Origin of the sequence: Arthrobacter sp. YAF16, from assembly GCF_052113385.1 — a bacterium.
Classification (GTDB): Bacteria; Actinomycetota; Actinomycetes; order Actinomycetales; family Micrococcaceae; genus Arthrobacter.
Map to the genome: position 1 here is coordinate 1 of NZ_JBFRDC010000007.1, position 13279 is coordinate 13279.

Sequence of the window (13279 nt, forward strand, 5' to 3'; positions counted from 1 at the left end):
GGCGCCGCCCGCTCCGGCGACGACCACGCCGACGCCGACCGCTCCGGCGACGACCACGCCGACGCCGGTGCCGACCGCTCCGCCGACGACCGCGCCGGCACCGGCCGAGCCCCCGGCCCCCACCCCCACACCCGCGGTGACTGATCCGGCGTCGGACCCGACCCCGCCCGCTCCGGCCCCCACCGCTCCGGCGGTCCCAGCGGAGACCGTCTCCACCGAGCCGACGGGCGCCCTGGAAACCGCGATCTCCCCGACTCCGTAGCCACGGCAGTCCGGCGCGGCCCGTACCCATACCCACGCGCCGTGGCAGCGAATTACCGTCGTGAACTGTTCCTGCCCCCAAGCCCGCGAGGAAACCAAGCCATGACATCCCTGCACTCCATCCCGCTGACCCTCAACGACGGCACCGAAACGGACTTTGGCCGGTTCCGCGGCCAGGTGGTGCTGGTGGTGAACGTGGCATCCCAGTGTGGTTTCACCCCCCAGTACGCAGGCTTGGAGGCGCTCCACAACAAGTTCCGCGAAGAGGGCTTCAGCGTCCTCGGCGTCCCGTGCAACCAGTTCGCCGGGCAGGAGCCGGGCGCCGACGCGGAAATCGCCGAGTTCTGCGAACGCAATTTCGGTGTGACGTTCCCGCTGACCGCCAAGGCCAACGTCCGCGGCAAGAACCAGCATCCGCTCTATGCGCAGCTGACCAAGTTCAAGAACGGCCTGCTGCCGGGCCTGGTGAAGTGGAACTTCGAGAAGTTCCTGGTGAATCGCGACGGCGAGATCGTGGCCCGCTTTGCGCCCACCGTGGAGCCCGACTCAGCCGAGGTCATCGAGGCAGTGCGGCAGGCGCTCGGCTGAGCCGCCGTCGGACCACCGCTGGTCCCTGCCAGCCAGCTTTGGGCGGCGGGGGAATGCAAGGGCACAAGGGGCCCTATCCCTCAGCATGCTTCAGGCCTAGACTGGCGAAACCCTCCGACATTCCGGGCATACCTGCGGCGCAGACACCTCTGCCCGTCGGCCGTGCAGCCGACGTAGCCCCGTGGAGGGCGCATCAGAACGCTTCGTGAGTCACAACTGGGCACTCAACATTGGGGTCCGTGAAACCAGGAGGAAAGTGATGACAGGAAACAAAGCCGTTGCCTACAAAGGGCCAGGAAAAGTCGAACTTATCGACATTGACTACCCCACCTTCGAACTCAAGGACGGCCCGGGGGTCAACCCCGCCAACGTGGGCCGCCCGGTGCGCCATGGCGTAATCCTTAAAACCGTTGCCACGAACATCTGCGGCTCGGACCAGCACATGGTCCGCGGGCGCACCACCGCCCCGGCAGACCTGGTGCTGGGCCACGAAATCACTGGCGAAGTCGTGGAAGTCGGCCCTGACGTCGAGTTCATCAAGGTGGGGGACATCTGTTCCGTCCCCTTCAACATCGCCTGTGGCCGCTGCCGGAACTGCAAGGAGCGCAAGACCGGCATCTGCCTGAACGTCAACCCCGCCCGTCCGGGCGCCGCGTACGGATACGTGGACATGGGCGGCTGGGTCGGCGGCCAGGCCAACTACGTACTGGTCCCGTATGCGGACTGGAACCTGCTGAAGTTCCCCGACCGGGACCAGGCGCTGGAGAAGATCATGGACCTGACCATGCTCTCGGACATCTTCCCGACCGGCTTCCACGGCGCCGTCACTGCCGGCGTTGGTGTGGGCTCCACCGTCTACATCGCCGGGGCCGGACCCGTGGGCCTCGCGGCGGCCACCAGCGCGCAGCTGCTCGGCGCCGCCGTCGTGATTGTCGGTGACATGAACGAGGACCGGCTCAAGCAGGCGCGCAGCTTCGGCTGTGAGACCGTCGACCTGTCCCAAGGCGGACCTGCCGAACAGATCGAGCAGATCCTGGGAGTCCCTGAGGTCGACTGCGGCGTCGACGCCGTCGGCTTCGAAGCCAAGGGGCACGGCCACGACGCCAAGGAGGCCCCGGCGACGGTGCTCAATTCGCTGATGGAACTCACGGCGGCCGGCGGAGCCCTCGGCATCCCCGGACTCTACGTCACGGGGGATCCGGGCGGCATTGACGAGGCAGCCAAGAAGGGGGCCCTTTCCCTGAGCCTGGGCACCGGCTGGGCCAAGTCGCTGAGCTTCACCACCGGGCAGTGCCCCGTGATGAAGTACAACCGCGGGCTCATGATGGCGATCCTGCACGACAAGGTCCACATCGCGAAGAACGTCAACGCCAAGGCGATTTCGCTCGAGGACGCACCGAAGGGCTACGCCGAGTTCGACGCCGGTGCCGCCACAAAGTACGTACTCAACCCGAACGGCTACCTGAGCTAGCCGCGAAGCAACCGAGTAATCCACTTTCCGGCGGACACAGCCTGCATATACGTAAGCAGGTATGTGTCCGCCGGAATACTCGATTTACACCCTTTTTCAAACATGCCTACTGGAGTTTGCACATTGCCGGCCGAATGTCTGGTTGGATAGATCTAACTGAGAGGGACGCTGGAGGCATCTGCCGCCACCCAACCAGGAAGGTTGCAATGGAGCTCATCGAGGCCGAGCACCCCCGGCCACGTCATTTCCTACTCCACCTGAGCGATCCGCATTTGCTGGGCGGTACGGATCCCCTGCACGGCGCGGTGGACGCAGATTCCCGGCTCAGACAACTCTTCGAGCAAGTCCGTGCCTCCGGCGCGCGCCCCGAAGCCGTGATCTTCACCGGCGATCTGGCCGACCGCGGCGAGGCGGAGGCCTACTCCAAGCTGCGCGGCATCGTGGAACCTGCCTGCCGCGCCATGGGCGCAAAAGTCATCTGGGCGATGGGCAATCACGACGACCGGACCAACTTCCGGACCAGGCTGCTGGACCAGCCGGCCGACGACGCACCTGTGGACCACAGCTACTTCATCAACGGCCTCCGGGTCATCACGCTGGACACCTCCGTCCCCGGGTTCCACCACGGCGAACTGAGCGCTGCGCAGCTGGAGTGGCTCGCCGCCGAGCTCGCCACCCCGGCACCCGACGGCACCATCCTGGCCCTGCACCACCCGCCGGTGCCCTCCGTGCTGGATCTTGCCGTACTGGTTGAACTGCGCGGCCAGGCAGCGCTTGCCGGGGTGCTGCGGAACTCCGACGTGCGAACCATCCTGGGCGGCCACCTGCACTATTCAACGACCGCCACGTTTGCCGGCATCCCCGTCTCGGTCGCGTCCGCCACCTGTTACACCCAGGACCTGAACGTCCCGGTGGGCGGAAGCCGGGGCCGGGATAGCGGGCAGTCGTTCAACCTGGTCCACGTCTACGAGCACACGATCGTGCATTCGGTGGTGCAAGTGGGCGACACGATGCCTGCGGTGGGCGAATTCGTCACGGCCGAAGAGGCCCAGCGGCGCATTGCCGCCGCGGGGATCCGGATTCCGCGCCAGGCCAGGCTTGAGGATCCGGCACAAACCCCGGGCCACCGCCGGATCACCACCCGGAACTAGCCGGCAGCTTCCCCGCGGCTAGTTCCCGTTTTTACTTCTCCCAGGGCGCCTTGATCGGGAAGTACTTCTCCAGGAAGTCCGTCACCAGTTCGGCGCGCTCCTCGGCAGCCACCTCCGGGAAACTTCCGTCGTTGAGGCAGAAGAAATCCATGTTGCGCTTCGAGAGCAGCTTCGGCAGGTAGTTCAGGCCGGCGCGGGCCGTCGTGTCCACGTACCGCACCTTGGCCGCAGTCTGGGTCACGGCCCGGCCGGTCAGCAGCGCGTAGTAGTGGTAGAACGAATTCGTCACGGAGATGTTGTCCGCGGCCCGGAACCGGCTGGCCGCCGTCTTCGCGAATTCGGCCGGGAACTCCTGTTCCATCTGCGCCACGACGCTGCGCCGGAGCGGCGCGGCGGTGTGTTCCAGGTGGCGGGTGGTGATCCGCCCGAACCGGTCCCAGAGCAGCTTGCGGTTCACCCGCGCCGCGTTCTCGAAACCGCTGCGCTCGGCGTCGTTGTCGCCCAGCCCGATCCGCGTCTCCGCCTCAATGAACTTGGTGATCCCGCCCGGGGTGAAGAACATGTCCGGCCGCACTGCCCGGCCGAAGAACATGTCGTCATTGGAATACAGGAAGTGCTCGGAGAGGCCCTCGATGTGGTGGAGCTGGCTCTCGACCGCCTGCGAGTTGTGCGTCGGCAGCACGGAGGGGTCGGCGAAGAACTCCTCGCTGCGGACGATCGTCACGCTCGGGTGGTCCGCGAGCCACTCCGGGGCGGGGGAGTCCGTCGCGATGAAGATCCGCCGGATCCACGGCGCGAACATGTAGACCGAGCGCAGGGCATACTTCAGCTCATTGATCTGGCGGAAGCGGGCCTCGTGGTCGTCTCCCTCGCCCACAACGACGCCGGCCATCCTCGCCCGGCGCGCGGCGATGTACTCGGGCGAGCTGCCGTCCACCCAGGAGAACACCAGATCGACGTCGAAGCTGATGTCGCTGGCGTGGTCGGCGAACATGTTCTCGATGGTGGGCCAGGTGTGGCCGTAGCGTTCGACGGTGCCGCGGACGGCGTCCTGGGCCAGCAGGGTCCGCCGGGTCAGTGAGTTTTCGATCGGCAGGATCAGCTGGTCGCCCTCAAAGCTCCAGAGCTCCAGCTGGACGCCGGCCGAGGCGCCGAACTCGAGGCCGCCGTCCGGTTCCACCCGGGGCCGGTACAGCCGGAAGATCCGGGCCTGGCGGTTGAGTGCAAGCTCACCGTCGGCCACCAGCACGGAGGACTTCTTCTTGGCGTCCACGGTCATCGAGTAGAACGGTTCGTCCCGGCAGGCCTCCACGAGGGCGGCGCGGAGTTCCCGACGGTTCTTCCAGTCCACGGCGATCACGGGGCGGTCGTTGTTGCCGCGGACCAGCAGGTAGTCCAGCTTTGCCCCGGCAAGCACGGAGCGCACGAACAGCAGGTCTTCCACCATGGCCTGGTACGGCGTGCGGTTTTCATTGATCAGCGCATACCTGCCGTGCCGGCGCACCACGTCGGAGCGCGTCCGGAGTCTGGCGACGGCGGCCGGCGAGGTGATCTCCGCGTGGGCGTGGTTGTCTTCGCTCGCCTGGCTGCCGTAGTAAATCTCGTCCTGGATCAATGCGTCTGTAATGTCGATTCTCCGAGTGGTTGAAGGTGCGTGGATCTCTACTTGCATAATAACCCGGGGCGCAAAAACGGCCCGGTGCGGGGCGCTCAGCCGGCCAGGGCGGCGCGCCAGTGACGCAGGAAGGCCGCGCCGGCGTCGTCGTGGATGACCTCGTCGCCGAGCCCCAAGTCGGCCGCGGTCAGGATTCCGTACGGCTTGACCGGCACGCCGTCGGCGGGACGGACGTCCACGTGCTTCACCGGGTGGTCGTTGTGGTGCAGCCAGTCGGCCATGGCGTAGTCGGTGCGCGAGTCGCCCACCGTCCGCCAGGCCTGCGGGGTGATGCCCTGGGCGGCCAGCAGCTCCACAGCCCGGCTGGCGCCGAGGTCCTTGCCCAGCCGGACGGATTCGATGTCGGTGGAGATGATGGTGGGGTCGACCCGGTAGTCGATCTGGTCATCGCTGTTCGGGGCGTGGTGGTCCAGCCGCACCACCCCCAGGCCGTGGCGGCCCATCAGGGCCATGGCGTCGGCGTCGAACAGCGCCTGTTCCTCGCGGTAGTCGGAGTTGGCGACGGCGACGTGCTGTTCCACGGAGACCATGGCCCGTTTGGTTTCGTCGTAGAACATGTGGGCGGAGTAATCCTCCGCGACAAGCCGCCGCACATCGTCCCCGAACGCCTGCGGGATGGCGAGTTCCCGGTCCACGTGCACGGCGCCGGCCCCGGCGGCGGTGTAGCTGAACCAGACGGCGCCCTTCTCGCAAATGGCGTGGATGGTGAGCCCCTCCGGCATTCCGGCAGCGATCATCGGCCCCATAACCTGCTCACGGATGAAGGCATCCGAACGGCCGGTGTTGAAAATGACCGGAATCCCGGCGGCCGCGAGGGCCAGCAGGTCCGCGATGATTCCCGGCTGGACGGTGCGGGTGAGCGGACTGGCCACGGGACCGTCGACGTCGAGCAGCAGGGCCAGCGGCGGGGCCGAAGGCACCAGGGCGGAGGTCTCGGTTGCAGTCATGCCTCCATTCTCTCAGCCGGGCCGGAACTTCGCCTCCGCCGGCGGACTCGTGACGCCGGGGCTCCGGACGGGCCAAAACCGGAATGACCTTTCTGTGCCCGGCAGTGACAGCACCGGACGTATCGATGACAAATGGTCACTGTTTGGCCACAACCTCCGGCGCCGTGGCGACTTTGATTCCCCTGACCGGTGATCTTCCTTAGGCTTGCATGGTGATCTTCAAAGCTGTGGGCGAGGGACGCCCGTACCCTGACCATGGTTTCAATACGCCCAAGGACTGGGCGGCGTTGCCGCCGCGCCCGGTCCGCCTGGACGAGCTCGTGACCACCAAGCGCACCCTGGACCTGGAAGCGCTGCTGGCCGAGGACTCAACCTTCTTCGGGGACCTCTTCCCGCATGTGGTGGAATTCCGCGGCGTGCTCTATCTCGAGGACGGCCTGCACCGGGCCGTCCGCACCGCCCTGCACCAGCGCACCGCGATCCACGCCCGCGTGCTGGTGATAAATGGCTAGGAAGCCGAAGGATCTCTCGGTCCTGCACGGGCACCACGTCATCACCGGCGCCGATCTGCGGGCCACGTTCGCGGAGCAAGACGAGCTGTACAACCGGGTCCGGAAGCGGCGGCGCATCCTGCACGGCGCGGTCCTGTTGATCCTTCTCGGGCTGCTTGCCGCAGCCATTGTGGTGGCCTTGGCCATCATGAACGGCCAGATCAAGCTCCCGACGGCGGAGCGCAGCCAGGCTGCTGCGCCGCTGTGCCCGGACGCGACGTACGACTACACGCCGCCCGGGAAGATCAAACTGAACGTCTACAACTCCACAAGCCGCCCGGGTTTGGCCCGGACGGTGGCCAACGAGTTTGCGGCGCGCAAGTTCGTGGTGGGGGCGGTCGGCAACACCGAGTCCGGCTACCGCGGTGTGGCACTGGTGGTGTCCGGGGCTGCCGGCCAGTCCGCGGCGTTCAGCGTCCAGCGCAACCTGCCCGGCTCGGACTACGTCCAGGACGGCCGCAGCGACGCCAGCGTGGACGTCATCCTGACCGGGGACTTCAAACAACTGGCCAAGCCGGGGCTCGTGGACCAGACGCCGGGCAAGCTCAGCTGCCCCCGGGAGACCCGCCGGGTAGTCGAAGATCCCAGCCTGCCCGTGGTGCCGACCATCGTCCCGGCCAGCCCCAAGCCCTGAGTCTCCGGGAGGAAGGCGTCCAGGAGGAAGGCTTCCGGGAGGAAGGCTTCCAGGAGGAAGCGGGCGGGCTCGGCTATGCGCTCACGCGCAGGGGGCGGCCGGCGTCGTCGAACCTGGCCCCGGCACCCAGCTGGATGAAGCGTACCGTCCGGGCGATCCGCGCCTCCGCTTCCGGGTCCGCGCCGGCCCCGTCCCCGCGGGCCGCACTGGAGGAGAGCGTGCCGTGGATGAGCTGGGCAAGCTGGGTGATGTCCGCTTCGGGGAGATAGCCCTGGGCCATGCCGTCGCGCAGGATGTCCTGCAGCAGGAGGCTGAGTTCGCCTACGTGGTCCGCCAGCTTGGCGAAGGAGGCAGGGGACAGGACAGCCCCCATGGCGGGGCCCGGCGGCAGGTGGCGGCGGCTCAGGTCCGCCACCTGGGCCCGCACGTAGAGCGCCAGCCGCTCCACGGGGTTCTCCAGCGAGGCCAGGGAATCACGCAGCTCGACGAGGAACCGTTCCGTCTCGTCCAGTGCGTAGGCAATGAGCAGCTCTTCGATGTCCGCGTAGTAGTTGTAGACGGCGGTACGGCCGATCCGGGCGTGCCGGGCGACGTCGGTCATGGTCAGGCCGGGCAGCCCGTGCGTGAACAGCAGTTCGCCGAACGCGGTCAGGATCCGGCGCTGGGTCTCGGCTCGTTGGGCGGCGTTGCTCGCGGCCGAAATCCTGGGCATATGGACACTTTAGCGCGATCTGTCAGTAAAAAGAGGCGAAGCTTCGGCGTGCGTGCGCTCGGGGCCACCGAAGCCGCCCCCGAAGCTGCCCCGCACCCGTCGGCGGCGTTCGGCGGCAGCCGGAGCCAAACCGGTCCGTGACGCGAGAAAAACATGCACCGGAAACGCCGCCGAAACCTCATCCGTGCATGCTGGTGCCAATGGAGCCCCGACGGAGGGGCTCCGATGGGGAGGAGTTGGCTATGGGTGGGGAAGGTGCGATCCGGACGTGCGGGGAACTGGCCGCCGGGGACGAGATCGAGGCATGGCACAACGGCAAGTTGTTCCACCGGGGGCGGGTCACCCAGACCATCCCGCCGATGGAGCTGTTCTGGATCCTGGACGCCCGGACCGGCGCCCGGAAACTGCTCGACGTCGAGGCGCTGGAGATCGTCCGCTGTGCCCCGGCCTCGCGGCTCGGGGTCACCGCAGGCCTGGCTCAGCCCGCCTAGGCCTCGGACGGGGACTCAGACAGGGCACCCGTCCGGGCCGCATGCGACGCCGTCCGAACCGGACGTGCCGGCGTCGACCATAACGAGCGGGTGGCTTTCCTGCCACGCCTGCTCCAGGGCTGCGGTGAAGGTTTCCGCGGGCTGGGCCCCGGAGATGCCGTATTTGCGGTCGATGACGAAGAACGGCACACCGCTGATGCCCAGGGCCCGGGCCTCGGCGAAGTCCTGCCGGACGTCGTCGGCGTACTTGTCCGAACTGAACAGCTCGTCCAGTTCGCCGGCGTCGATCCCGAGGTCGAGGCCCAAGGAGGTGAGGTATTCACGGCTGCCGATGTCGCGGCCGTGCTCGAAGTGGTCGCTGAGCAGCCGTTCCTTGGCGGCATCCTGCTGACCGTGCGCGGCGGCGAGGTGGATCAGCCGGTGGGCCGTGAAGCTGTTGGCCACCACGACGGCGTCAAAGCGGTAGTCGAGTCCCTCGGCGCTGGCCAGGGATGCCACGTGCTCGAACATGCCGGCGACCTGGTCCGGGGCCATGCCTTTGCGGGTGCTCAGGTAGTCCAGTTCGGTGCCGTCGTAGTGCTCCGGCAGGGACGGGTCCAGCTGGAAGCTGCGCCACTGCACCTCCACGCCATCGCGGTGCGGGAACGCCGCGAGCGCGGTCTCAAAACGGCGCTTGCCGATATAGCACCAGGGGCAGGCCACGTCGGACCAGATCTCAATCTTCATGCTGGCGACAACCCCGCCGGGCCCGCGCTCATTCCCGTCGGCCCGCCAGCTTCCAAAGTCCGTTCCCGCGGTCAGGGGACGCGGAGGGACGCGGAGGGGCGTGGTCAGGGCGCGAGCGGGCGTTCCATGACGAAGTCGTGCTCCACCGTGCTCCCCAGCCTGAACGACTTCGTGCCGACCTTCCGGAAGCCGGACTTCTCGTAGAACCTGATGGCACGGGCGTTCTGGCTGTTCACGCCGAGCCAGAGGCCGCGGGCGCCCGCGSCCGACGCCGCGACGATGCTGGCCTGCATCAGTTCGGCCGCCGCGCCGAGGCCGTGGTGCTCCGGGTGGACGTAGCACTTGCTTAGCTCCGTGCTCGGCCCGGCCCCGAGGACGGCAGCCACGTCCGGATCCTGCGTGGCGCGGTCCAGGAGCAGGCTGTAGCCGCGGAGCGCCCCGCCCGCGTCGAGCACGAGCACGGTGACGTCCGGATCGGCCAGGTAGTCGCGGAAATTGGCTTCGCTGAGTGTGTTGGCCAGGTGCGCGGCGATGTCCTCGGGCCGGGATTCCGGCGGGCAGGCGAGCGGAAAGGTGATGGCGGCGAGTTCGGCCAGCGGGCCGGCGTCGTCGGCCGTTGCCTTCCGGATGAGGTGCGTCATGCGAAAAACCCTAGTCCGCGGACCGCGCTGCTTGACCTTCGTGAAGCTGGCTCCGTCATGTTCCGGCGGGTGCCGGGCGGGCCGCAGCCGCGCGTGATAGCAATGGGACTGATGAAAACATATTTCTGCCCGGATGCCAGTCCGCGGACCGCCGGGTGAGTGCCCTGGCGAAGATCCCGCGCGGCGGGCTCCTGATGATTGCGATCGGACTCATCGCCCTCAACATGCGCGGGCCGTTCGTGGCGGTCGCGCCGGTGGTGGGGAACATGCAGCGCGACCTGGGCTTTTCGCCGGTCGAAATCGGCTTCCTGACGGGCATCCCGGTGCTCTGCTTCGCGCTGGCCGCGCCGCTGGCATCGCTGACGGGCCGGAAGCTGGGTCCGGAGTTCGCAATCACGCTGACCCTGCTGGGCGTACTGCTCGGCGTCGTGGTCCGCTCCGCGGGCGGGGGTGCCCTCGTGATGCTGGGGACCGTGATTCTTGGCATCGCCATCACGATCGGCAACATTGTGGTCCCGCTGATCATCCGGCGCGACTTCAGCCCGGCCAAGCAGGCAGCGGCCATGGGCACCTACACCGCCGCGCTGAATATCGGCTCCTTCGTCACGTCCATGATTACGGCGCCGTTGGCGGAACTGCTCGGCTGGCGTCCGGCCATCGCGGCGTGCGCCGTCTTCGCGGTTGCGGCCGGCGCGGTGTGGGTGCTGGCCGCCGGCAGCAGTTCGCTCCGGCCCGAAGCGATCCCGGGGGCGGATCCGACCCGAACGGCGGGGCGGCCCGCGTCGCGCTGGATCACCGTGGCGCTGACCGCGGGATTCGCCGGCCAGGCGTTTTCCTACTATGGGGTCACCGCCTGGCTGCCCAGCCTCCTTGCCGACGAACTGGGGCTGGCGCCGTCGGCGGCCGGCGCCGGATCCTCGCTCTTCCAGATCCTGGCGATCGCGGGCGGCCTAGGCGTCCCGTTCGTGGCGCGTTTTGCCAGCACGACGACGGTCGGACTTACCCTGGGGGCGCTGTGGCTGACGGTGCCGCTGGGGCTCCTGCTGGCGCCCGAGCTGTGGTGGCTCTGGTCCTCCTTCGGCGGCGTGGCCCAGGGCGGCGGCATCACCCTGATCTTCATCGCCATCATCCGGCTGGCCCGCGACCAGGCCTCGGCGGGCCGGATGTCCGCCGTCGTCCAGGGCTCCGGCTACTGTTTCGGCGCCGCGGCTCCCACCCTGCTGGGCTTCGTGCACGGCATCTCGGGCTCGTGGACCGGGCCCCTGCTGATGATCCTGGGCTCGGTGGCCCTGTTCATCCTGGGCTGCGCGCTGTCCCTGCGCCACATCCCGAAGGCGCACTGACCTCACTGAGCCCGGCGGGCCCCCCTCGTGAACGGACACTTGAGGCCCATGTTTTGTGGAAAACATGGGCCTCAAGTGTCCGCTCGACGCCGTTGTCGGGGACGGGGAGGGTCTTCCGTTGCCGGGCTGCCGCCCCGGATTTCGGGGTGCCTGTTGCGAAGGGCGTGGCAGCCCGGCGGACGGAATTCTTGCGGGGCCCGGGTGCGGACGCCGTAGGCGGCGCCCGCACCGGGCCGGGCGGCTAGACGGCCACGAGGTCCTCGCAGTTGGCTGCGGTGTCGGCGCCGTCGCGGGCTTCGTGCAGGAAGCGGTCGTAGGCCGGCAACGTCAGGAAGGCGGGGAACTCGTTGCCGAGCGTGACCTCCTCGAAGATGTCCCTGGCATCGGCGAAGCGGTCGCCCTCGAAGCGTTCCAGCTTGGCGAACTCCTCATCCAGCATGTCCTCCACCCACTCGCGGGTGATAACGTCGCCCGCGTCCGTGATGGCCCGGGAGAAGATCCACTGCCACAGCTGCGAGCGGGAGATTTCCGCGGTGGCGGCGTCCTCCATCAGGTTGTGGATAGCCACAGCGCCGTTGCCGCGCAGCCAGGACTCGATGTAGCGGATGCCCACCTCGATGTTGTTCCGCACGCCCTGCTCGGTGATCGTGCCCGTGGTGGAGGAGATGTCGATCAGTGCGCGGTCATCCGGCGTGACATCCTCGCGGAGGCGGTCCAGCTGGTTCGGACGGTCGCCGAGGACGCCGTCGAACACCTCGCGGCACACCGGCACCAGGTCCGGGTGCGCCACCCAGGAGCCGTCGAAGCCGTCGGCCGCCTCGCGGGTCTTGTCGGCGCGCACCTTCTCGAACGCGATGGCGTTGGCTTCCTCGTCCTTGCGGTTGGGGACGGCCGCGGCCATGCCGCCAATCGCCATGGCGCCGCGCTTGTGGCAGGCCCGCACCAGTTGTTCGGTGTAGGCCCGCATGAACGGCTGCGTCATGGTGACCTGGCCGCGGTCCGGCAGGACAAAGCGCGGTCCGCGGGTGCGGAAGTTCTTGATCAGCGAGAAGATGTAGTCCCAGCGGCCGGCGTTCAGGCCCGCGGCGTGCTCGCGCAGTTCGTAGAGGATCTCCTCCATCTCGAACGCGGCCGTGATGGTCTCGATCAGCACCGTGGCGCGGATGGTGCCCTGCGGGATCCCCAGCAGGTCCTGGGCCAGGACGAAGATGTCGTTCCACAGCCGCGCCTCGAGGTGGTTCTCGATCTTCGGCAGGTAGAAGTACGGCCCCTTGCCCTGGGCGATCAGGCGGCGGGCGTTGTGGAAGAAGTACAGGCCGAAGTCCACAATGCCGCCGGCCACCGGGGCGCCGTCGATGAGCATGTGCTTCTCCGGCAGGTGCCAGCCGCGGGGACGGACCACGATCGTGGGCAGTTCCTCGGCAGCGCGGAGCTTGTACTCCTTGCCTTCCGGGGAGGTGAAGTCGATCCGGTGCTCCAGGGCGTCGGTGAGGTTCAGCTGGCCCTGGATGACGTTGCGCCACGTCGGGGTGGAGGAGTCCTCCATGTCAGCGAGCCACACCTTGGCGCCGGAGTTCAGCGCGTTGATGGTCATCTTCTTGTCCACCGGGCCGGTGATCTCGACCCGGCGGTCGGTCAGTCCCGGTGCCGGGGGAGCGACGCGCCATTCCGGGTCGTTGCGGATGGACTCGGTCTCGGGGAGGAAACGCGGGTCCTGGCCCTTGCTGATCTGCTGGCGGCGTTCCTGCCGCGTCCGCAACAGCTCCTGCCGGCGCTCCGCCGTCGCCCGGTGCAGCTTGGCAACAAAAGCCAGCGCGTCCGGAGTCAGAACCTCGCCCTGCCGGCAAATCGGCTGTGCGGTCAACGTAACCCCGTTGATAGTGAAGTTGTCAGTGAAGCTGTTCATTTCAATCTCTCCTTAGAGAAGAAGCAAGGTCGACGGCGAATGGTGATTCAAGCGCGAGGCCAAAGGTGCCGGGATTGCGGCAGCCTGCGTAAAAGGGGCCCTGTGTCCGGGCCGTCCTCGCTCAGCGAGGTCGGGCCCGGACACGGGGAATAGCAGGCAGAGCAATGCCGGACCGAAGGCCG

13 protein-coding genes are annotated in these 13279 nt (G+C 67.8%); 7 read left to right on the forward strand and 6 right to left on the reverse strand.

The window, feature by feature from the left end; all coding sequences use genetic code 11:
* The first annotated feature begins 363 nt into the window (after positions 1 to 363).
* From AB4Y91_RS13365 to AB4Y91_RS13375, 3 genes are all read left to right on the forward strand, one after another.
* A complete protein-coding gene (locus AB4Y91_RS13365) occupies positions 364 to 849 on the forward strand; it encodes a glutathione peroxidase (protein ID WP_441418938.1) in 486 nt (161 codons plus the stop codon).
* Positions 850 to 1108: 259 nt separating this feature from the next.
* Positions 1109 to 2320 (forward strand): formaldehyde dehydrogenase, glutathione-independent, encoded by a 1212-nt coding sequence (fdhA, locus tag AB4Y91_RS13370; RefSeq protein ID WP_441418939.1) that lies wholly within the window; start codon positions 1109 to 1111, stop codon positions 2318 to 2320.
* 206 nt (positions 2321 to 2526) lie between these two features.
* Positions 2527 to 3471, forward strand: a complete 945-nt coding sequence (locus tag AB4Y91_RS13375) for a phosphodiesterase (RefSeq protein WP_441418940.1) — start codon at positions 2527 to 2529, stop codon at positions 3469 to 3471.
* 31 nt (positions 3472 to 3502) lie between these two features.
* Here AB4Y91_RS13375 and AB4Y91_RS13380 read toward each other — a convergent pair whose 3' ends face one another.
* Together AB4Y91_RS13380 and AB4Y91_RS13385 are read right to left on the reverse strand one after the other, a co-directional pair.
* Complete coding sequence (locus AB4Y91_RS13380) at positions 3503 to 5143, reverse strand: stealth family protein (protein ID WP_175322233.1); 1641 nt, start codon at positions 5141 to 5143, stop codon at positions 3503 to 3505.
* 38 nt (positions 5144 to 5181) lie between these two features.
* A complete protein-coding gene (locus tag AB4Y91_RS13385) occupies positions 5182 to 6093 on the reverse strand; it encodes a hypothetical protein (RefSeq protein WP_441418941.1) in 912 nt (303 codons plus the stop codon).
* Positions 6094 to 6305: 212 nt separating this feature from the next.
* On the opposite strand from AB4Y91_RS13385, the gene AB4Y91_RS13390 reads away from it, so the two are divergent.
* Both AB4Y91_RS13390 and AB4Y91_RS13395 read left to right on the forward strand, forming a co-directional pair.
* Positions 6306 to 6605, forward strand: a complete 300-nt coding sequence (locus AB4Y91_RS13390; RefSeq protein WP_175322235.1) for a type II toxin-antitoxin system VapB family antitoxin — start codon at positions 6306 to 6308, stop codon at positions 6603 to 6605.
* Positions 6598 to 7278 carry a LytR C-terminal domain-containing protein gene (locus AB4Y91_RS13395; RefSeq protein WP_441418942.1) on the forward strand — a complete coding sequence of 227 codons (681 nt, stop codon included), beginning with the start codon at positions 6598 to 6600 and terminating at the stop codon, positions 7276 to 7278. Before AB4Y91_RS13390 ends, AB4Y91_RS13395 begins: the two co-directional genes overlap by 8 nt.
* A gap of 73 nt (positions 7279 to 7351) precedes the next feature.
* Here the strand turns inward: AB4Y91_RS13395 and AB4Y91_RS13400 are convergent, their stop codons facing one another.
* The gene (locus AB4Y91_RS13400) at positions 7352 to 7990 is read right to left on the reverse strand and encodes a TetR/AcrR family transcriptional regulator (protein ID WP_441418943.1); all 639 of its coding nucleotides are present in this window, start codon (positions 7988 to 7990) and stop codon (positions 7352 to 7354) included.
* Between the two features lie 242 nt (positions 7991 to 8232).
* Here AB4Y91_RS13400 and AB4Y91_RS13405 point away from each other — a divergent pair, with 242 nt between their 5' ends.
* Positions 8233 to 8481 carry a hypothetical protein gene (locus AB4Y91_RS13405; protein WP_441418944.1) on the forward strand — a complete coding sequence of 83 codons (249 nt, stop codon included), beginning with the start codon at positions 8233 to 8235 and terminating at the stop codon, positions 8479 to 8481.
* A 15-nt stretch (positions 8482 to 8496) separates the two neighbouring features.
* Here the strand turns inward: AB4Y91_RS13405 and AB4Y91_RS13410 are convergent, their stop codons facing one another.
* Positions 8497 to 9207 (reverse strand): DsbA family oxidoreductase, encoded by a 711-nt coding sequence (locus tag AB4Y91_RS13410; protein ID WP_441418945.1) that lies wholly within the window; start codon positions 9205 to 9207, stop codon positions 8497 to 8499.
* A gap of 104 nt (positions 9208 to 9311) precedes the next feature.
* Positions 9312 to 9848: a GNAT family N-acetyltransferase gene (locus tag AB4Y91_RS13415; protein ID WP_441418946.1), complete on the reverse strand. Its 537-nt coding sequence runs from the start codon at positions 9846 to 9848 to the stop codon at positions 9312 to 9314.
* Positions 9849 to 10042: 194 nt separating this feature from the next.
* On the opposite strand from AB4Y91_RS13415, the gene AB4Y91_RS13420 reads away from it, so the two are divergent.
* Complete coding sequence (locus tag AB4Y91_RS13420; RefSeq protein WP_441419056.1) at positions 10043 to 11191, forward strand: MFS transporter; 1149 nt, start codon at positions 10043 to 10045, stop codon at positions 11189 to 11191.
* 241 nt (positions 11192 to 11432) lie between these two features.
* Here the strand turns inward: AB4Y91_RS13420 and aceB are convergent, their stop codons facing one another.
* Entirely contained in the window at positions 11433 to 13097 is a 1665-nt protein-coding gene (aceB, locus tag AB4Y91_RS13425; RefSeq protein WP_441418947.1) for a malate synthase A, read from the reverse strand.
* Positions 13098 to 13279: the final 182 nt, after the last annotated feature.